Raw genomic sequence first — 20,085 nt, 5'->3', positions numbered from 1 at the left:
CGATGGCTGCCACCTCCGCGCGTACGCTCAAGCTGCTGTCGATCTTCGGGATCGGCGCGACTCTGACCGCCGGGGAACTCGCCACCAGGCTCGGGACGTCTGTGAGGACCGTGCGGCGCGACATCGACACGCTCAGAGAGCTCGGGTACGAGATCGAGGCCGTACGCGGGGCGGGCGGAGGCTACCGGCTCGGCCGCGCCAGCCGGTTGCCGCCGATCGTCTTCGACGAGGATCAGGCGGTCGCCGCGGCCGTCGCGCTCCAGACGGTACCCACGATCCTGTCCGACATCCGCGAGAACTCAGCCCGCGCCCTCGCCACGCTGCGGCAGGCGATGCCCGCCCGCAGCCGTGCCCACGCCGAAGCCTTCACCGTCTCCGCGGCGCGCAACTACTGGGAGTTCCCCGCGGCGCCCATCGATGCCGAGATCATCCGCGTCATCGGGGGCGCGATCCACCGGCAGCACATCATCCGCGCGGACTACACGGGCGAGGACGAACCGACGACGCTCACGCTGGAACCGCACGACCTCGTCGTGTGGGCGGCACGGTGGTACCTCGTCGCGTTCGAACCGGATGCGGACCGATGGCGCGCGATGCGGGTCGACCGCCTCGAACCACGCATGCCGATGGGCAGAACCTTCGACCGCCGTGACCTCCCACACGGCGATCCGGTCGCGTTCGTCATGAGCACGCACGACCGTGGCGACACCCCGGCGGACTGGCCGTGCCGCGGCTCGGCGCTCATCGCCCTGCCCGCACCCGTCGTCGCCCGGTTCGCCCCCGGCGGATCGACGGTCGAGCACCACACCGACTCCAGCTGCCGGCTCACGCTGGGCGCGTGGTCATGGGCAGGGCTGGGAGGACTGCTCCTGACTTTCGACGCCGACGTCACGGACATCGAACCGGCAGAACTGAGGCAGGCCCTGCGCTCCTTGCGCACCCGTATCGACGAAGGGCTCACGCACGCTACGTGAGCCGGCCGGCACATGCCGGCGCTGGTGAGCGGTGCAGCAGAGTGAGCCCCTGCAACTCGGCCGTGGCGGCCACCACCAGATCGACGGCCCCGGCGCTGCGGTGGTGTGCGCGTTGAGTGTTGAGTGAGGAGCTCCTGGACCTGCCAGGCGCGGTCATGGGCGCGGTCGTCGACCGGTACCCAGCCGAAGAGCAGACGCAGGTCCTCGATACCTCGGGCGCGGTCTTCGGCGGAGCGTGCGCTGTAGAAGAACTCCAGCTCGGTGATGGGACAGGTGGCGACGACGGCCTGGCCGTGCGGCGAGCGTACGACGTTGGCGGCCAGCTCCCGCAGGATGAGCCCGGCGGCCGCCGCCTGGTCCCAGCCGTACTGCTCGGCGCCGCCGCGCAGCAGCCGGGCCAACGCGCTGGTGTCGATCAGAAACTGCGCGGCGCGCCCACACGACGTTGTAGGAGGCACCCCAGTTGTCGGCCACCTGACCCGCGCCCCGAAGCCGCCGGTCGACCACCCTGCTACGGCACAGGCCCAGGCTCCCGGACCAACGCGCCTTCCGTGAACGCGACTTCGACCTCGGTCCCGAATCGCCCCAAAGGGGTGCCGGGCATGCGGCTTCGGACCGGAGAGGGAGTCCTGTGTGGCGGCGGCGGGTGCAGCCCGTGTCGGCATACTCCGGCATCCCTTCGGCAGTTCCGTCGCGAGCGCCCCCGTCGGGCATTCCGCACGCTGCCCACCTCACGGGGTGCGTCGGTCCGTGTGCCGGGCCCGGGGAAGCCGGATGGTGAACACGCACCCCTTGCCGGGCTCACTGTCGACGGTGACGGTTCCCTCGTGTGCCTCGACGAACTGGCGGACGATGGACAGACCCAGGCCACTGCCGCCGGTGCGTCTGCTGCGGGACTTCTCCGCCCGCCAGAAGCGCTCGAAGACGTGCGGGAGGTCATTGGCGGCGATGCCGCTGCCCGTGTCCTCCACGGTGAGGACGGCCAGGTCGCCGGCTTGTCGGGCGGTGAGTGTGACGGTGCCGCCCGCCGGGGTGTGGCGGAGCGCGTTCGAGGTCAGGTTGCCCAGGACCTGCCGCATCCTCACCGGGTCGGCGTCCAGGACGAGGCCGGGATCGGTGTGGGTGCACAGGCGGATGTCCGAGGACTCCGCCAGAGTGCGGTGGGCCGACACCGTCTGGGCGACGAGGTCGTCCGCGCGTACGGGGTCGCGGTGCAGTGCCAGGGTGCCGGCGTCGGCGGCGGCGAGGTCCTGCAGATCGTCGATGATGTGCTGCAGGAGCAGTGCCTCGTCGTGCAGGGAGGCGATGAGATCCGGGTCCGGCTCGACCAGCCCGTCGCGGGTGACCTCCAGCCAGCCGCGGATGTTGGTCAGCGGGGTCCGCAGTTCGTGGGCGATGTCGCTGACCATGGCCTTGCGCTGTGTCTCCAACTGCTGGCGGCGTGCGGTCAGGTCGTTGAAGGCGGCGGCCAGGTAGCCGGTCTCGTCCTTGGTGGTGACCGCGACGCGTGTGTGCCGCTGCGGCGGCTGCTGGGCCGCGGCCGTCAGGGCTCGCAGGGGACGGACGAGGCGGATGGCGACCACGGTGGTCATGGCGACGGTGACCACGAGGACCAGCCCCGCGACGCCGACGATCTTGGCCTTGTTGGCGGGGGAGAGGTCGAAGCCCACGGGCTGTTGGCCGAGGGCGCCCAGATAGAGCCGGGCTCTGGGGGCGACGTACGGATCGAGCTGGCTGCGGCGTGCGTCGTCGACACAGCTCTGCGTCTGCCGGCCGTCGAGCCGGCGTCCGGAGTCCTGGGCCGCGGCGGTGAGGCCGGGTATGACATCGACTCCGAATCCGGCCAGGGGGTTGGCCGCCTGCCCCTTCCCGCCGTCGGGGCCGAGGCAGGGAGCGGTCAGTGCGAGGAGTTCGTCCAATGCCTTCTGCTCGGTGCGGGTAGGAGCGTTGAGCGCTCCGTCCGCGCACTGCGAGGGTACGGCCGCCTCTCCGCCGTCGGCGACGACCACGGTACGGCCGCTGGGAAGCTCCCGGACGCCGCCGTCACCCAGGTGCTTGCGCACGCACGCCAGGCGCTTCTCGGCGAGCGCCTTCACCTGTGCCCGTTCCGCCGCCGGGAGCCGGTACGGCCCCACCGCCCGCGGGTCGATCCCGGCGAGCTGGGCCCCCGGTTCGGTGGAGGTGTCGGTGTTCAGCGGGTCGACGGTGGCCGAGGCGCGGGCGGGCAGAGCGGTGCCGGGAGCGGCGGAGTCGGCGATGGTGCGTCCGTCTTCTGTCGTCAGGGCGATGCGCCGTCCCATGGTGTGGGAGAGATCGCGCACCGACGACCGCACGCCCTCCCAGTCGGGGTGGGTCGCGGCGAAGCCGCTGAGCTGCCGCAGGATGTCGGTGTCGTCGGAGAGCACCTGACCGCGTTCTTCCTGGATGGCCCGCGTGGTGGTCTGCACGGCCAGCCAGGCGGTGGCGCCCACGGAGACCACGGCGATGGCGACGGACGTGAGAAGCAGCCGCACCAGCAGGCTCTTGCGCCAGGGTATGCGGGGACCGGGCGTCACGAAGGCTGCCCGGTGAGTTTGTAGCCGACACCGAAGACGGTCAGCAGCCGGACGGGCCTGCGCGGGTCGGCCTCGATCTTCTTGCGCAGGTTCATGATGTGTACGTCGATGGCGCGCTCGGTGGAGGCACGGTCGAGCCCCCGGGTGTGATGCAGGAGCTGACGGCGCGAGAAGACCCGCTCGGGTTCCGCGGTCATGGCGTGCAGGATGGCGAACTCGCCGGGAGTGCACGCGACGGGGGTGCCGTCGCAGGTGACCTCGTGCCGTGCGGGATCGACGGTGATGCCGCCCGCGCGCAGAACCGGGGGGTCGTCGGTGGGGCGGAGGGTGCGGCGCAGCACGGTGCGGATGCGGGCGAGCAGTTCCCGTGGGCTGTACGGCTTGGTCATGTAGTCGTCCGCGCCGAGTTCCAGGCCGAGCAGGATGTCGTCCTCGGCAGAGCGCGCGGTGAGCATGAGGACGGGTATCTCTCCGTCCTGCCGCAGCACCCGGCACACGCCCAGACCGTCGACAGCGGGCAGCATCAGGTCCAGGACGACCAGGTCGGGTCTGTGGCTCCTGGCCTCGTCGATCGCGGCCCGTCCGTCGGCGACCACCACGGGGGTGTGACCCTCCTGAAGCAGCAACCGTCGTATGAGTTCGGCCTGCAAGGGGTCGTCTTCCGCGACCAGAATATGTGCGCACACGCCGCTGACTGTAAGCGTGTGTGAGCCCCGTCCAGGGCTGTGTGAGGGCCTTCCCACATCCTGACAACTTCCTGATATCCGGACGCCAGGCTGGGTTCCCGGCCTCGGTCTCGCCGGGCACCGGCGCGGCACAGGCACGCCGGACGGCGCCGAACGCCCCTGCCGCTCGAACCCGGGGCCGCCTTCCCCGACTCGGTGGGACAGGCCACTCGACGCGAACGACGGAGACCCCATGCACCGCACCCGCCCCGCCCTCGCCCTGGCCGCCCTGTCGGTCTCGGCATGTCTTCTGGCCGGTTGCGACCCCGGGCCGGCACGCGACAGCGACCGCACCGAAAGGCTGCCCGCCGCTTCCGGAACCGCCGCCCCACCGCGCATACGCCTGAACGCCACCGACGGGCAGAAGCACGTCTCCGTCAGGCGTGGTGGCCGAGTCGGGGTGGAGGCGGGGCGGATCGCCGAGGTCTCCCTGGTCACCGAGGCGGGCCGGGCCGTGCGCGGCACCCTCTCCTCGAACGGCGGGAGTTGGGCCCCCGACGCCCCCCTCGAACACGGCACCGCCTACCGGCTGACCGTCGTGGCCGCGGGCGACGGCGGTCACCGGACGACGAAGAAGGCCGCGTTCACGACCGTCGCCGAAACCGACCGCTTCACCGGCACGTTCACTCCGGACAACGGAACCACGGTCGGCGTCGGCATGCCGGTCTCGTTCACCTTCGACAAGGCGATCACCGACAAGAAGGCCGTCGAGTCCGCCATCGAGGTCAGTGCGAGCAGTGGACAGCCCGTCGTCGGCCACTGGTTCGGCGCGCGGCGCGTCGACTTCCGTCCGCAGCACTACTGGAAGGCCAACTCGACCGTCACCGTCAAGATCCGCCTCGACGGAGTCAAGGGTGCCGAGGGCGCCTACGGCGAACAGGACAGAACCGTCCGCTTCACCGTCGGCCGCAGCCAGGTCTCCACCGTGGACGCCTCCGCGCACCGGATGACGGTCGTCCGTGACGGCAAGACCTTCAAGACCCTGCCCATCACGGCGGGCGCGGCGAACTCGCCCACCTGGAACGGTCAGATGGTCATATCGGAGAAGCTGATCAGCACCCGGATGAACGGAGCCACGGTGGGGTTCGCCGGCGAGTACGACATCCCCGACGTCCCGCACGCGATGCGCCTGTCCACCTCCGGCACGTTCATCCACGGCAACTACTGGGGCGCGGACTCGGTGTTCGGCCGGTCCAACATCAGTCACGGCTGCGTGGGGCTGAACGACGTCCGGGGCGGTGACGACGCCGGTCAGGACGGTGCCTGGTTCTACGACCACTCCCTCGTCGGTGACGTGGTCGTGGTGAAGAACTCCGACGACAGGACGATCGCCCCCGACAACGGCCTCAACGGCTGGAACATGCCATGGGGCCGGTGGAAGGCGGGCTCCGCACGCTGAGTCGGACCTCGCCGTCAGCCGGCGGGACCTCGCCGTCAGCCGGCGGGACCTCGCCGTCGGCCGGCGTTCGTCCGGCACACACCCGGTCCGACTGCGGGAGTCGGAGCTGATCAGTTCCTCACATGTCTCGTCCAGGCTGACGGTCATGGCTTCCTCAACCCCTCGTCCGTCCCAACGGCGTTGGCCACGCGCGCCGTTCGGGACCGGAGCGACCACCTTCACCCGCCCGGGCGCGTACCGCCCGGTCATACCGGCCGCCGTCCTGGCCCTGTCCGTCGCACTCGCCGGATGCGCGGGCACGGCGACAGACGTCAGGCCGTCCCACGCATCGGGGCCGGCGGCGGACGGTGCAGGCGCCGCAGCGGCCGCCGCATCCGCCGTCCCCGGCACTACACAGGCCAGGCCTCCACGGACGTCCGCCGATCACCGGGCGTCCGCCGATCCCGGAGCGGCCACCCCGCCCACCCCCGCGCGGCTACCGGGCCTGGGACCGCGGACGCTGGCGGAGATCCCCGCCGACGCGCGCCAGGCCGTTGTGGTCACCGGCCGGGGCAAGAACTCCTCGGCGTCACAGGTGGTGCTGTACCGGCGCACCGGGGCGGGCTGGGAAGCGGGGGCCACCTGGCCGGCCCACAACGCCCTCAAGGGCTGGACGGACGACCACCGCGCCGGCGATCTCCGGTCGCCCATCGGCGTCTTCACCCTCACCGACGCGGGCGGACTGCTCGCCGACCCCGGCACGAAACTGCCGTACGACCAGGGGCCGGCCTTCACCATCGGCGGCACCGGCTTCGAGGGCGAGCCGCTCGCGGGCTCCTTCGACTACGTCGTCGCGATCAACTACAACCGCAAGCCCGGCACCTCCCCCCTCGACTGGACCCGCCCGCAGGGCGCGGACAAGGGCGGCGGCATCTGGCTGCACGTCGACCACCGCGGGCCCACGCAGGGCTGCGTGAGCCTGACGAAGAAGCACATGAAAGAACTCCTGCTCGCACTCGACCCGGCCCAGCACCCGGTGATCGTCATGGGCGATGCCGCATCCCTCGGACGCTGACCGAACGGTGCGGGACGACAGCGCCAGCGCCCCGGCGAACGCCGGGCGCTCGGCCAAGGACCAAGAAAGGACGGAACGTTGATGCGCGTCAGGCGCATAGGGGTCGCCGCTGCGGCGATACTCACGACCGCGCTGGGATCACCGGCACCGGCTGCCGCCCAGCAGGCGGCCGAACCCCGGCCGTCCGCGCCGCGGGTCGGCCCCGACGGCCAACTCCCCGCCGGGTGGCGGATCACCGGTGGGGCCTCGGGCAAGCAGCTGGTCTGGCGCTCCGCCGACCCGGTGCCCCTCACCGACGCCGGCGTCGCGTTCTACTCGGGAGACCGGCTCCTCGGCCGGCCGGTGGCCTCGAAGGACCAGCGCACCTTCCGGCTCGACCTGCACGCGGCACGCCTCGGGCGGGCCACGGACCTGCAGGCGCGGGCGGGGGGACGCCGACTGGACGCGTCGGGCGCCACGGCCGGCCCGGACGAGCGGCGCACCGCACCGGTGGCGCAGCCGCCGGCCGTGCTGCCGGCCAACCCCGTCGACCCCGGCAAGCCGGGCCGGTACGGGACGACGACCGGTGAATACACCTTGCCCTCGGTGCGGTTGCCCGGCCTGGACGCGCCCGTGGAGATGCGCGCCGTGGTGGTGGCGCCGAGGGGGGCTCCGGGCCGCCGGCCGCTGGCGCTGTTCCTGCACGGCCGCCACGACACCTGCTTCACGACCGACGGCGACAGCTTCGGCCAGTGGCCCTGCCCGTCCGGTTCGAAGCCGGTGCCGAGCCACCGGGGCTATCTGCGCGATCAGAAACTGCTGGCCTCCCAGGGCTACGTGACGGTGTCCGTCTCCGCCAACGGCATCAACGGGCAGGACGGGGTGGAGGACGGCGGGGCCCAGGCACGCTCCTCTCTGGTGCGCCTGCACCTCGCCCGGTGGGCCGGCTGGACGGGCTCCGGCCGGTCATCGGCTCCGGCGGTCGTGCGGAGCGCGCCTCCCGGCGACCTGTCCCGGGTGCTGCTGGTCGGCCACTCGCGGGGCGGTGAGGGGGTGAACCGGGCCGCCATGGACAGCCTCTCCCGCCCGCCCGCAGACCAGGACGGATATCGGGGCCCGGCGCGCTGGCACATCCGCGGCACCGTCCTCCTCGGGCCCACCGCCTTCGGGCAGAACCCGGTCCCCGACGTGCCGTCGATGACGATCCTGCCGGGCTGCGACGGCGACGTCGGCGACCTGCAGGGCCAGATCTACGTGGACGGCACGCGCCAAGTCAGCCGGGGCGCCGCCCTGCACAGCGCGGTCTACATGGTGGGCGCCAACCACAACTTCTTCAACAGCGAGTGGACACCGGGGCAGGCGACGGCTCCGGCGGTGGACGACGCCGCGGAACCTGACCCCGTGTGTGCTCCGGGCAGCGCCACACGGTTGACGGCCGGTCAGCAACAGGCCGCGGGCGGCACGTACATCGCCGCGGCGGCCCGGCTGTTCGTCGCGGGCGACGACCGGGTACGCCCGCTGCTGGACGGCTCGAACCTGCGCGCGCCGTCGGCGGACCCCGCGCGGGTGCTCAGCCACGCCGTCGGCGGGCACCGCACCGCCGCGTTCCTACCGAACGCCAAGGTCACCGTGGACGGCGGACGGCTGTGCTCGGCGGTGGCGGACCCCGATGCGGCGACCGCCTGCCTGGCTCCCGACGGGACGGGTGCCTCACCGCACTTCGCAAAGTGGGAGACGGCGCCCGAACCGGGCCGTCGGGCGGTGGCCCTGCGATGGTCCGCACCGGGTTCTCCCGTACGGGTGCGTTCCGCCCAGCCGGCCTCCCTCTCCGGCGCCGAGGCCCTCGCCCTGCGGGTGATCGTGCCGCCCAACACCACGGGAACGCTGCTGGACGTGACGATCACCGACGCTTCCGGCCGCCGCGCGACCCTCGGCCGGGTCCGTGTCGACGGGCTGCCGGGGAGCGACGGGACCGCCTCCTACTGGGGGCAGGAGATACGCGTGCCGCTGACCGCCGCGACCCGGGCCGGGCTGGACATGGGCCGGGTGACGACGCTGGACATCACCCCGCGCGACCGCTCCGGACGGGCCTGGCTGATGGACGCCTGGGGCTGGCGCCCCGGTACACCGGCCGTGCGCCCGGTCGCACTGCCCCGTGTGGACGTCGGCCGGCTGACGGTCGACGAGGGGGACTCCGGAATGCGGACCCACCAGGTCCCGGTGCGCCTCTCCGGCCGGGGCGACGGCCAGGTCAGGCTGTTCGTCGCCGATCCCGTCACCGGCCGGGCCACGTCCCGCCTGGTGCGGGTGCGGCCCGGTGACTCCGTCCTCGACGTGCCGGTGAAAGCCGAGGGCAACACCCGTTACGGCCAGGACACGGGGCAGGACGTGCTCGTGAAGGCGGTGCACGGCGCGGTGGTCGGCTCCCACCACGGCGGTGTGACCGTGCGGAACGACGACCCGATGCCCGAGGTCACCGTGACGCCCGTCGCGGACCGGGTCACCGAGGGACAGAGCCTCACCTGGCGGGCCGACCTGTCCACGGTCGCGGACACCGAAGTACCCGTCGTGTTCAGCTTCCTGGCGGCGGACGACGGCGCGGAGCTGTCCACCACGGACGTGGACCCGCGGTGGCTGATGGAGAAGCACGGCGAATCGCCGCTCCCGGAGCGGCCCCTGTCCCAGGTGGGAATGTCCCTGCTGTCCGCCGTCCCCGCCGGTCGGCTGAGCGCCGAGGTGGTCCTCCCCACGATCGCCGACGGGGTGACCGAACCGGAGGAGGCGGTGCGGATCCAGCTGTTCGGTTTCGAGGAGCCGCCGGTCGGCCCGGTCTTCACCGGCAGGATCGAGGACACGTCCTGAGGGGCGCCGTGCGGGACCGCGGACGCACGATGCGTCCCCACCCGCCGAAGTGACCGAAGCGGTGGGTGGTGGCCGAGGCGATCGGCCACCACCCGCCGTTGCGTCACCATGGGGACGCGAAGCACCACGGGGGACGGCGCGCACGATCACGGCCGTGTCCCGATCGGTGGCCCGGACCGGCTACCGCCTCGGTCCCGCGAAGGCGTAGACCGTGGTGCCGGTGACCGCGAGGACCAGGGCCGTCCAGGTGCCCGCCGCCGTGCCGGGCGGCAGCAGCATCCAGGTCGCCACCTGCATCGGCGCATTCGTCGGGGGCGGGGCGAAGAACGAGAACAAGAGCCAGGCGAACGGCAGCGTCCACCCGAACTGCCCGCCGGAGAGCGCCGCGCCCAGAGCGGCCAGTCCCATCAGGCCCGCGCTGTCCCGGACGACGAACGCGGCGGCGGCCATGTCCTCGCCCATCGTCTGCACTGCCAGCAGCACCGCGGCCACGACCGCGCCGGCGAGCAGCACGTGCGCCGCTCTGCGGGGCACCCAGCGGATCGCGGCCGTCCGGTCCAGCGCGAGGTCCTGCCCGCCGAGCCCGATCGAGACCGCCATCGCCCCGGTAGCGAGAACGAGCACGGCCGGCCGGGGATCCCCGGATCCCGCACCGCCGTCCCGGCCGAGCGTCCACACCGCCACCGCGCTGATCACCACCATGGCGAGCGACGCGGGTACCTGCCGCGAGCGCGCGTACAGCGTCAGCCATCTCACCGGGACGCACCGCCCTTCAGCGCGTCGAACGCCTCGCCCTTGCAGGAGAGCGCGGCGGCGCGCATCGCGTTGATCCTCGAGAGCTGCTCGGCCCGCCCAAGCGCCTTGAGTTCCTTCCACACCGGGCGGGCCGCGGCGTCGACCTCGCGGCGCACACCTGCTGACTCCATGCCGGGAAGCGGCCTGAGGTCCCCGAGGACCCAGCCCGCCGCGACGGTCTGCGCGTACTCGTCGTACCCGAAGCCGCTCCAGCCGACGGGGGTGCACCCCGGCACCATGCCCTTGGCGATCAGGGCCCGGGTCAGTTCCTCGCCCTTCGCGGCGGCGATGACGCCGTCGTCGAAGTCGATGAGCACGGTCTCGCGGGACCACTGCGGCGTGGAGCCCTCCGGCAGTACGGCGGTGTTCTCCCGGACCGACACCGGCGCCCGGCCGCCCAGGGCGCCGTGCAACAGGCGCAGTGCCTCCTTGCCGGGGCCCGCCAGGTCGGCGAGTCGCGCCTGGTGCGTCTTCGTCACGCACACCGGGCCGTCGCACACCAGCTCCGCGGCGGCCTCGTCGACGACGTACATCCGGCGCGGGTCGGAAGGGAGGACGAGCAGGGCGATCACCGCGCTCGCCAGGACGGGCGTCAGGGCGATCAGCCGGGCGCGCCAGGTCGCGGCGACCAGCAGCGCGAAGCCGGTCGCGGCCATGCCGAGCAGCCAGATCGTCTGCCCGACGTGCACGGAGGCGGAGAGCGTGACGATCACATCGCGCACCTCCTGCACCGCCGGTGACAACAGGGAGACCCGGTTCGGCTCCGTGCTCGTGATCCCCGTCGCCGTGGTCGTCTCCGTCCGGCCCAACGACATGTGCATGAGGGCCGTGAACACGAACGCGCTCATGGCCAGCGCGGGCGGGGTGAGCGCGGACGGCAGGGCCCGCCCGGCCCCCATGCCGAGCAGGGCCCCCGCGACGAGGAAGAGTGCCCCCACCAGCGAGACCGGCACCCATCCGAGGTGCGTGTACCCGGAGTTGGCGATCACCTGGACCCCGCCCGCGAGGACGAGCAGCGCGAAGGCCGAGGCCAGCGTGATCGCCGTCGTGCCCGCGAGCGTGGCCGCGCGGTGCCAGGCGGGCCGCGGCGTGCTCGTGAGCAGCTCGGACATCTTCGAGCGGTGGTCGCGCAGGCCCTGCAGCGCCCCGAGCCCCACGGCCAGCGGCCACAGGTAGAACAGCAGGGAGCGGGTCCACATCGCCAGGGGCGTCCACTGGGCCGTCCATGCCGTGGTGCCCCTCCACCACTCGGCGTTCACCAGGTACAGGAACGCCAGCGCGCTCGTCAGGACCACGCCGCCGGCCCACGGGGCGACGGAACGCCTCAGCTCGATGCGCAGGACACGGCCGTTCACCAGGTGCCCCTTTCCTGCCGGGGGTCGAGCAGCAGGGCCGAGTAGCCGCGCTCCAGCGGGCTGTCGCCCACGTGCTCGGGTCCGCCCGCGGCGGCCAGCTCGTCCGGGGTGCCCTGGAAGACCAGTCGGCCCTCGGCGAAGAGCACCACGTCGGTGCAGGCGGCGGCGACGTCCTCCACCAGATGCGTCGAGACGACCACGCAGGTGTCCGTGCCGAGCTCCTGCAACAGCTCGCGGAAGCGCAGTCGTTGGGCCGGGTCCAGGCCGACCGTCGGTTCGTCGAGGAGCAGGATGGCGGGGTCGTTGACGAGGGCCTGGGCGATCCCGACGCGCCGCACCATGCCGCCCGACAGGGTCTTCATCCGGTCGTCGGCGCGGTCGGCGAGGCCGACCCGCTCGACCGCCCGCTGCACCGCGGCGGGGACGTCCGCCTTGGGAACCTCCTTCAGCCACGCCATGTACTCGATGAACTCGCGCACCGTGAAGCGCTTGTAGTAGCCGAACTCCTGCGGCAGATAGCCGATCCGGCGGCGCAGCGCCCGGTGTTCGCCGAGGCCTCCGGCGGACTCGCCGAGCAGTTCCAGGGTGCCCTCGGCGGGGCGCAGCACGGTGGCCAGCGCCCGGATGAGGGTGGTCTTGCCGGCCCCGTTGGGTCCGAGCAGGCCGTGCACGCCGGTGCCGAGCGACAGGTCGAGCCCGTCGACGGCCATCCGTTTCCGACCGACTCTCACCTTCAGCCCCGTGGCCCGGATCTCCCAGGCGTAGGGCGTCGGCGCGAGGTCGGCCGCGGTCACCGCGGACATCACGTGTGGTTCCTTCCCGTTGGTCATCGATGGGCTCCCAGCACGGAGTACGCGCCCCTGCGGGCGATCACGACACCGATGCCGAGCGTGAGGATCAGCCCCCATACGGGCAGACCGTCCGTGTGGAGGGCGAAGGGCGTACGGCTGGTGGCCAGGGTCGGTGCCGCGACCACGGCGGCCCACACCGCGACCAGCGCGAGGGCGGCGCGGGTCACGCCGACGACGCCGCCGAGCGCCAGGGTCGTCGAGGTGAACGCCAGGCAGGGCAGCAGCCACTGGGCGGCCGTCACCCCTGTCACCCATCCGCCGACGAACAGCGTGGGCACGACGAGGACGAGCACGGCCACGGTGCGCCGCAGCACCAGTTGGAGCCCGGCCCTGGGCACGGAGGCCGTCAGCTCGTACGCCGGGTCCAGGCCACGTGACCAGGACGCCGCGACAGCGAGGACGGGCAGGACGGGGGCGAGCAGCAGCACCAGCGACACCTCGCCGGGGCCGGAGCCCTGTCCGGCGCCGGGGTCGGCGATGTCGAACAGCAGCGCGAGCAGCGTCACGCTCACGACCATGGCCAGCCACGGCACCATCGTGGGCGTCAGCCACCTCGACAACCGTGCCGACCAGCGCCGGCGGCGGGGCATGGTGACGGTGGTGGCCAGCCGTGGTTCGAGGTCGGACCACACGGTGCCGACCAGCGTCGCCACGGCGGGCGCCCCCGCCGTGGTGGCGGTCGACAACCGGTCCCGGCAGCTCCGGCAGGCCTCCAGATGGGCCTCCAGGGCCCACACCTCGTCGGCGGCGATATCCGTGTCGCCGCGCGCGTAACCGTCGATGAGCCGCGTCGACGCGTGTTCCACGCTCATGCTCATGCCAGCGCCCTCCGCATCTCGGTCCGGGCCCGGCGGGCACGGGTCTTGACCGTGCCCTCGGGCACGCCGAGCAGCACCGCGGTCTCCCGGACGGACAGCCCGTCGAGCACCATGGCCTGCAGTACCGCTCTGAGTTCGGGCGCGAGGCGCCGCAGCGCGTCCCCGACGTCACCGCCGACGGTCGCCGCGAGGGCCTCGTCCTCGGCGGCGGGCGCCACGGGCCGCGCGGCGGCCGCGGGCGGGGGTTCCGCATGGTGGGCCCTGCGCCGGAACGCGTCGACCAGACGGCGGGCGGCGATCGTCCACAGCCAGCCGACGGCGCTCCCCCCGACGGAGGCCCCGGCGAACGCGCCCGCCGCGCGCCACACCGCCAGATACGTCTCCTGCATGACCTCGGCGACGATCTGCTCGTCGGCGCAGCGGCGCCGCAACCGCACCGCCAGCCACGGCGACGTACGCCGATACAGCTCCTCGAACGCCGCCCGGTCACCCCTCGCCACGAGCCGGACGAGACGCTCCTCGTCCAGCTCACCCGGTGCCTTCCTGACTGATCTCACACCCGCCAGACGCCCGGCGCGTACGGCAGGTTTTCCCATCGGTGTGATCCCCGTCATACGCGGCGACTCCGAAAGCTCCGGCACGACGGCGTCCCGCCGTCGGCACCGGCGTCACACGGGAGTCAGCATTGCCACTGCCCCCGTGCCCGGCGCGCCGTGTGCGTTCCCGGGGCGGGGTCATGAGGTGGGACGGGCGCAGGTGACCGCGTCGTCACTCGAGTACCAGCCCGTCTCCGGTGCACAGCCGGCGAGAAGGAGGCAGGGGCCGGAGCTGATCTGGAGTGTCCGTCGCTCCTGCACATGCCGGGATCCGAGACTCAGGTGCTGCGACCGTGACCCAGATCGACATCGATGACGATGCCTTGGAGCGCGCCATGGCTCTCTCCAAGGTCAGGCCCAAGAAGGAGGCGGTCAATCTCGCTCTGCACTTCTACGCCGAGCGGCAGGAGCCCGCGGCACGCATCGGCCGGCACTTCGAGCGTGCGCGTGAGTGGGGTGCCGTAGAGGACGCCGAGCGCCCGCACCGGGCGGAGAAGTGCCCAGTCTTCGAGCGTGTGGCGGAGCGAAAGGTGCTGCAGGGCTGGTGGCGCAAGAAACCCCAGGTCGTTGACCTGGGGTTTCATCATGGAGCGGGTGACGAGGATCGAACTCGCGCTCTCAGCTTGGGAAGCGACGGCGCTTGACTGGTCCATCTACCTCTGACCTGCGGAGATGCGCTGTGTCGACATGGTTGTTCCGGTCGGATCACACCCCTGTTGACCGTCCTTGACTGCTCTTAAGGGCACGCCAAGGGCGCGGAGCAGTAGGGCGTCGCGGCAGGGATCAACGGTGTCGCTTCCATGTGCTGGATGCCTGGACTCCCATGTCGGCTGGACGGTGCTGTCGCGAATGCACATGGCTGCCGTCTCTCGGAGTTCGTCCTCGGCTCGCCCGGACAGGCCGGTGCTCGGAGGCCGGTGCCAGGAGCTGGTCAGGACGAAGCGATTTCCCTCTGCCTTGGCGGGGCCGCGGGCCGCTGTGGCCGCGGCCCCGCTCGGGTGTTGGGGTCAGGACGGGTCGCCGTACTGGAGGCCGCGTCCGTTGGTGCCGACGTAGACGCGGCCGTACGTGTCGGGGTCGCCGGTGATGACGCCGGTGCCGCCGATGGCGCCCCACTGGTGGGCCTCGTCGTTGACGCGGAGCCAGGTGGCGCCCTTGTCGGTGGAGCGGAAGACTCCGGTGACGTCCTTGACCGTGCCGATCAGGTACAGGGCCTGGTAGTTGGTGCCCGGCTTGGCCTTGCCGAAGCCGAGGGCGGAGGCGGACTGCACCGTCTTGAGCGTGGTGAAGGTGCGGCCGCCGTCGGTGGAGTGCAGCAGGCCCTTGCCGCCCCCGGCGATCCACAGGTCGCCGGCGATGCCGGGGACGGCCGTGAGCTTGCCGGTGGGCAGGTTGGTGGCGCGGGCGGTGAAGGTCGCGCCGCCGTCGGTGCTGGCGTGGAGCGTGCCACCGGACAGGGAGTAGAAGGTCTTGGCGGAGGAGCGGTCGGCGACGACCACGGCGTCGGTGCCCAGGCCGTTGACCCTCGACCAACTCGCCCCGTTGTCGGTCGAGCGGTACGGGGCCTGACCGGCCTCGGTCCAGACGATGGTGGAGCCGTCCGCCGCGAGCGCGACACGGCCGTCCTGGGCACTGGCCACCGGCTCCGACTTGAAGCCGTTCCAGCTGGTGCCGCCGTCGGTGGAGTAGGCGCCGTCCTGCTCGCCGCCACGGCCGACGCGAACCATCAGCGCGGGCTTGGACTGGGCGAAGTCGATATCGGTGCTGTTGGCCATCAGCGGGTTCTTCAGCCGCCCGGAGGGCACCTTGGTCAGGTCGTCGTGCCGGAAGCCGCCCTGGTCGCCCATGGAGGTGATGACGGTGGCGCCGCCGGGAGGGGCGATCGCGTCCAACAGCGCGGTCTCCTCCAGCCCTCGGGCGCCCATGCTCCAGTGGCTGGTGCCGCCGCTGTCGGAGGCATTGGCGTCCTTGCTGCGCAGGATGCCGTTGCCGGTGCCGTACAGCACATGCCCGGAGTTGAAGGGATCGATGGCCAGGGTGGTCATCCAGTGCCCGGTGTGCGTGCCGACGTAAGGAGCCGCGGAGGCGTTGCGTACCGATTTGTCGGCCAGTGCCTTCCACGTCTTGCCGCTGTCGGTGCTCCGGTAGATCTCGTCCTCGGGCCACCAGCGGCCGAGGGTGGTGACCATGACCGTGGACGGCTTGCGCGGGTCGACGGCCAGACCGGAGAAGCCGTAACCGCCCTGGGACGGGGAGACGTTCTTCCACGCTCCGCTGCCCGGCGTGTACTTCCACACCGACCCCGCCGTCACACCGTTGGGTCCGAGGTTGTCGGTGTACGTCAGGTACAGCGAGCCGTCACCGGAGAGCACGCCGTGCTGCGGCAGCTGGCCGGTGGGCTGCCCGGCGACGGCCTGCCAGGTGCCGCCGCCGTCGGTGGAGCGGTACAGGGAGGTGGACCTGTCGCCGACGCCGACGTAGACCGTCTTGCTGCCGACCGGGCCGTACGTCACGAAGGAGATGCCGCCGCCGCTGCTCGCCCCGTTCTTGACGGGGAACGAGGAGACCTGGCTCCATGTGACGCCGTGGTCGGTGCTGCGCCACAGGCCGTTCTTGCGGGTGCCCAGCAGCAGGTTGGCGTTGTTCGCGGGGTCGACCACCAGCCGCTCGCCCGCCCCGCGGCCGTCCTCGTTGGCGCCCAGCTTGAAGGGCAGGTCGGTGCGCTTGAAAGTGCGGCCCTGGTCGGTGGAGCGCAGGATCGCGCCGTTGCCCGCCCAGTCGTTGGTGTAGGTGCCCGCCCCGAGGTAGAGCCGCTTGGGGTCGACGGGGTCGGTGGCCACCGAATCGATGCCCAGCAGGTTCCAGTCCTTCTCACCGATCCAGTCGGTCAGCGGGATCCACTGCTCGGCCGCGGTGTCCCAGCGGTAGGCGCCACCCATGTCGGTGCGCGCGTACAGCAGCCCCTTCTCCTTCGGGTTGAACACCAGCCCGGTGACGTAACCGCCGCCCACCACCTGGGCGTTCTTCCACACGTACGGCCCGGCCGCGGCCGTGGTCTGCGACGCATCGCCGGACCCGGCTGCCGGGGCCTCGGCCATCTTCACCAGCTTCCACTGCTGGTTGGTGCCGCCGTGGCCGGGATACTGCTGGACTGCCGCGCCCGCGGCCGTGGAGCCGCCGGAGACGTCCAGGACCAGGCCGCTCCTGCGGGAGGTGAACGTGACGGCCTCGGCGCCGCTCACGTCGTCGATCCGCCACTCCTGGGAGGTGGCGGAGCTGTCGGTCTGCTGCTCGGCGGGGGCCTTCGCGGCGGTCGAATTGCCCGCGATGCCCAGCACCTTGCCGCTGTTGCGGTTCACCAGCTCGTAGTAGCCGTCCCCGGCGGGTTTCAGCTTCCACTGCTGGTTGGCGGTGCTCTGGTCGGTCCACTGCTGGATGCGGGTGCCGTCGGCGGTGGAGAAGGAGCTGACGTCCAGCACCTTGCCGCTGCGTACGGAGACCAGCCGGTAGTAGGCGTTGGCGTCGACCGTCGCGGCCTGCGAGTCCTCCTGTACGAACAGGAAGTACGGCACGACGAGGGCGGGCACGCCGAGCACCAGGCCGGTGGCGGTCCAGCGACGGCGATGACGCCCGCGGCGCCCGCCGTTCGTGGGGTTGTTCATGGGGGTGAGGTTCTCCTTGTATGTCACCGTGTCGCCGTGGATCGGGCAGGTCAGCGCTTCAGAGTGAGGACACCCGGCCGGTACGGCAGCTTCACGTAGTCGGTGCCGTCCGAGGAGGGGTTCCTGCCCTGGTAGAGGAACTGCAGGTTGCAGGGGTCGATGCTCATGGTCTGGTCGGGGTTGGTGCGGACCAGGTCACCGTGGCTGATGTCGTTGGTCCAGGTGGCACCGCTGTTGGCCTTGCCCGCGAAGGGGCTGGACTCGCTGCCGGCCTGCTCGGCCCACGGGCCGTTGAGGCTGGAGGCCGTGAACGAGCGGAAGTAGCGCCCGCCCGCACCCATCGCCTCGACGATCATGAGGTACTGGTTCTGGCCCTGGACCTTGTAGACCTCCGGCGCCTCGAACAGCCTCGCCTTCGTGTCGCTCATGACCGTCGTGTACGAGGAGCCGAAGCTGCCCGGGAAGTTCCCGAGCGGCATGGCCGACTTGTAGATCTTGCCGTTGTCATCGGCGAAGAACAGGTACATGTTCTGGCCGTCGGCGATCACGGTCGGGTCGATCGGGGTGCCTTCCGAGCCTGCGGGGAGGCTGCCGGTGAACAGCTCCTTCGGCGCGGACCAGCCGCCCGGGTTGGTGGGGTCGCTGGACGTGCGGTAGCTGAAGGGCCAGGCGGTACCCCACCCGTTCGAGACCAGCACCCAGATGTTCTTGGGCGCGAAGTAGAACAGTTTGGGCGCCACCGCGGACCCGCTGATGTTGGTCTGGGTGGCCGTCGCCATGTCCGACCAGTTCGTGAACGGACGGAAGGTCATCGCGCCCCACTGCGATCCGCTGGAGGTGGTCGCGTAGACCAGGTGCTTGCCGTTGTACGTCACGGTGGTGAAGTCCTTCAGCGCGACCGACCCGTTCGCCGGCTGCGCCAGCGGGCCCGTCGAACTCCACTTGTACGTCGACGGAAGCGTGCACGTGGTGCCGCCCGACCCGGATGACCCGGACGACCCGGACGGGGCGGTCCACTTCTGGTTGTCGGCGGACGCGCAGGAGTACAGCTGGATCTTGGTGCCGTTGGCCTTGGCCGCGCCGACGGCGTCGAGGCACAGCCCGGACTGGACGCCGGTGATCGTGCCGTTGGTGTTGATGTTCCACTGCTGGTTGGCGCCGCCGTTGCAGTCCCAGATGACCACCGCGGTGCCGTTGGTGGTGCCTCTGTTCTTGGCGTCCAGGCACTTGTCGCCGTAGATCTTCAGCTGCTTGCCGGAGGTGTGGGTCCAGCGCTGGTTGGTCTGTCCGTTGCAGTCCCACAGCTGCGCCGGGGTGCCGTTGGCGGTGGAGAAGTTGTTGATGTCGATACAACGACCGGAGGCAAGGCCCTTGATCTCCCCGGTAGCGGTCGTGCCGGTCGTCCCGCCGGTGGGGGTACCGGGGGCGGCGGCCTTGAAGGCGTCGACGACGGCGGTGTAGGCGGCCTTGGGCTTGCCGTTGTTGTCGAACAACAGCGGGTTCTCGCCGGTGCGCCAGGAGTCGCTGTCCCGCACGCCCCACACCGTGATGCCGGTGCACCGGGCCACGGACAGACAGGCCTTGACCGCGTTGGCGTAGTGGGTGGGCGATGCCTGGGCGATGTCCAGCTCGGTGATCTGGACGTCGACGCCCAGGGCGGCGAAGTTCGACAGGGTGGTCTGGAAGCTGGACGGCGGGCCGCCGGTGCCGAAGTGGCTCTGGAACCCGACGCAGTCGATCGGCACGCCGCGGGACTTGAAGTCCTTGACCATTGTGTAGACGCCCTGGGTCTTGGCGTCCGACCAGTTCTCGATGTTGTAGTCGTTGTAACAGAGCTTGGCCGACGAGTCGGCCGCGCGGGCCGTGCGGAACGCTTCCTCGATGAAGCCGTTGCCCAGCACCTTCTGGAACACCGAGCTGCGGAGCTGACCGCCGGCGCCGTCGGCGAACGCCTCGTTGACCACGTCCCAGGCGTAGATCTTGCCCTTGAAGTGGGTCATCGTGGTGGTGATGTGGCCGTTCATCACGCTGCGCAGCGTGTTCGCGTCGCCGATCGAGCCGACCCAGGACGGCAGCTGCGAGTGCCAGACCGTGGTGTGGCCGCGCACGCGCTGGCCGTTCGCCCTCGCACGGTCGACGATCCGATCGGCGGGGCCGAAGTCGAACTTGCCGCGGGACGGCTGGACGGCGTCCCACTTCATCTCGTTCTCCGGGGTGATCATGTTGAACTCCCGGTCGGCGATCGCGGTGTACGCCGAGTCGCCGAGCCTGCCGGCGGCCACAGCGGTGCCGAAGTACCTGCCCGAGGGGGCCGCCTCCGTACCCAGTGGTGCGGCTCCGGCGGAGTTCGGGAGGATCGTCACGACACCGGCGACCACCGCCGCGGCCGAGAGTCCGACCGCCCATGTCCGGCGACGCCGGCCGAGCCGGTGCAGGCCCTTCATGATTCTCCTCGGGGGC

At 71.6% G+C, this 20,085-nt stretch carries 13 protein-coding genes and 2 pseudogenes; 5 read left to right on the top strand and 10 right to left on the bottom strand.

The annotated features are described in order from the left end of the window. The first annotated feature begins 2 nt into the window (after positions 1-2). Positions 3-974 carry a helix-turn-helix transcriptional regulator gene (locus RM704_RS31330; RefSeq protein WP_033530364.1) on the top strand — a complete coding sequence of 324 codons (972 nt, stop codon included), beginning with the start codon at positions 3-5 and terminating at the stop codon, positions 972-974. On the opposite strand, the pseudogene RM704_RS31325 reads toward RM704_RS31330, so the two are convergent. From RM704_RS31325 to RM704_RS31315, 3 genes and pseudogenes are all read right to left on the bottom strand, one after another. Then, positions 967-1,432 (bottom strand): annotated as a pseudogene (locus RM704_RS31325) (PIN domain-containing protein). The gene RM704_RS31330 and the pseudogene RM704_RS31325 overlap by 8 nt on opposite strands. 273 nt (positions 1,433-1,705) lie before the next feature. Beyond that, complete coding sequence (locus RM704_RS31320) at positions 1,706-3,529, bottom strand: sensor histidine kinase (protein ID WP_033530363.1); 1,824 nt, start codon at positions 3,527-3,529, stop codon at positions 1,706-1,708. Beyond that, positions 3,526-4,215 carry a response regulator gene (locus tag RM704_RS31315; RefSeq protein WP_033530362.1) on the bottom strand — a complete coding sequence of 230 codons (690 nt, stop codon included), beginning with the start codon at positions 4,213-4,215 and terminating at the stop codon, positions 3,526-3,528. Before RM704_RS31315 ends, RM704_RS31320 begins: the two co-directional genes overlap by 4 nt. A 232-nt stretch (positions 4,216-4,447) precedes the next feature. Between RM704_RS31315 and RM704_RS31310 the strand changes: the two genes are divergently transcribed. The 3 genes from RM704_RS31310 (at position 4,448) to RM704_RS31300 (ending at position 9,548) form a co-directional block, all read left to right on the top strand. Continuing rightward, a complete protein-coding gene (locus RM704_RS31310; RefSeq protein WP_033530361.1) occupies positions 4,448-5,653 on the top strand; it encodes a L,D-transpeptidase in 1,206 nt (401 codons plus the stop codon). A gap of 145 nt (positions 5,654-5,798) precedes the next feature. After that, a complete protein-coding gene (locus tag RM704_RS31305; protein ID WP_311591490.1) occupies positions 5,799-6,707 on the top strand; it encodes a L,D-transpeptidase family protein in 909 nt (302 codons plus the stop codon). A gap of 78 nt (positions 6,708-6,785) precedes the next feature. Continuing rightward, a complete protein-coding gene (locus tag RM704_RS31300) occupies positions 6,786-9,548 on the top strand; it encodes an alpha/beta hydrolase (protein ID WP_033530360.1) in 2,763 nt (920 codons plus the stop codon). Positions 9,549-9,728: 180 nt separating this feature from the next. On the opposite strand, the gene RM704_RS31295 is transcribed toward RM704_RS31300, so the two are convergent. The 5 genes from RM704_RS31295 to RM704_RS31275 are packed head-to-tail and all read right to left on the bottom strand — an operon-like array spanning position 9,729 to position 13,924. Further along, on the bottom strand, positions 9,729-10,304 hold the full coding sequence (locus RM704_RS31295; protein ID WP_033530359.1) for a hypothetical protein: 576 nt from the start codon (positions 10,302-10,304) through the stop codon (positions 9,729-9,731). Next, the gene (locus tag RM704_RS31290; RefSeq protein ID WP_033530358.1) at positions 10,301-11,698 is read right to left on the bottom strand and encodes a hypothetical protein; all 1,398 of its coding nucleotides are present in this window, start codon (positions 11,696-11,698) and stop codon (positions 10,301-10,303) included. Before RM704_RS31290 ends, RM704_RS31295 begins: the two co-directional genes overlap by 4 nt. After that, positions 11,695-12,528: an ABC transporter ATP-binding protein gene (locus RM704_RS31285; protein WP_033530357.1), complete on the bottom strand. Its 834-nt coding sequence runs from the start codon at positions 12,526-12,528 to the stop codon at positions 11,695-11,697. Before RM704_RS31285 ends, RM704_RS31290 begins: the two co-directional genes overlap by 4 nt. Then, on the bottom strand, positions 12,525-13,361 hold the full coding sequence (locus RM704_RS31280) for a zf-HC2 domain-containing protein (protein ID WP_033530356.1): 837 nt from the start codon (positions 13,359-13,361) through the stop codon (positions 12,525-12,527). The genes RM704_RS31285 and RM704_RS31280 overlap by 4 nt, the downstream gene beginning before the upstream one ends. A gap of 2 nt (positions 13,362-13,363) precedes the next feature. Beyond that, positions 13,364-13,924 (bottom strand): RNA polymerase sigma factor, encoded by a 561-nt coding sequence (locus RM704_RS31275; protein ID WP_033530355.1) that lies wholly within the window; start codon positions 13,922-13,924, stop codon positions 13,364-13,366. A 332-nt stretch (positions 13,925-14,256) separates the two neighbouring features. On the opposite strand from RM704_RS31275, the pseudogene RM704_RS31270 reads away from it, so the two are divergent. Next, positions 14,257-14,460, top strand: a pseudogene (locus tag RM704_RS31270) (DUF2191 domain-containing protein); the annotation flags it as partial. Positions 14,461-14,970: 510 nt separating this feature from the next. Here the strand turns inward: RM704_RS31270 and RM704_RS31265 are convergent. Together RM704_RS31265 and RM704_RS31260 are read right to left on the bottom strand one after the other, a co-directional pair. Then, positions 14,971-17,625 carry an RICIN domain-containing protein gene (locus RM704_RS31265; protein WP_033530354.1) on the bottom strand — a complete coding sequence of 885 codons (2,655 nt, stop codon included), beginning with the start codon at positions 17,623-17,625 and terminating at the stop codon, positions 14,971-14,973. A 50-nt stretch (positions 17,626-17,675) separates the two neighbouring features. After that, entirely contained in the window at positions 17,676-20,069 is a 2,394-nt protein-coding gene (locus RM704_RS31260) for a non-reducing end alpha-L-arabinofuranosidase family hydrolase (protein WP_033530353.1), read from the bottom strand. Positions 20,070-20,085: the final 16 nt, after the last annotated feature.

The organism is Streptomyces gottesmaniae (assembly GCF_031845845.1).
Taxonomy (GTDB): domain Bacteria; phylum Actinomycetota; class Actinomycetes; order Streptomycetales; family Streptomycetaceae; genus Streptomyces; species Streptomyces akebiae.
The sequence above is the reverse complement of the archived record's forward strand: the minus strand, read 5'-3'. Positions and strand labels throughout refer to the sequence as shown.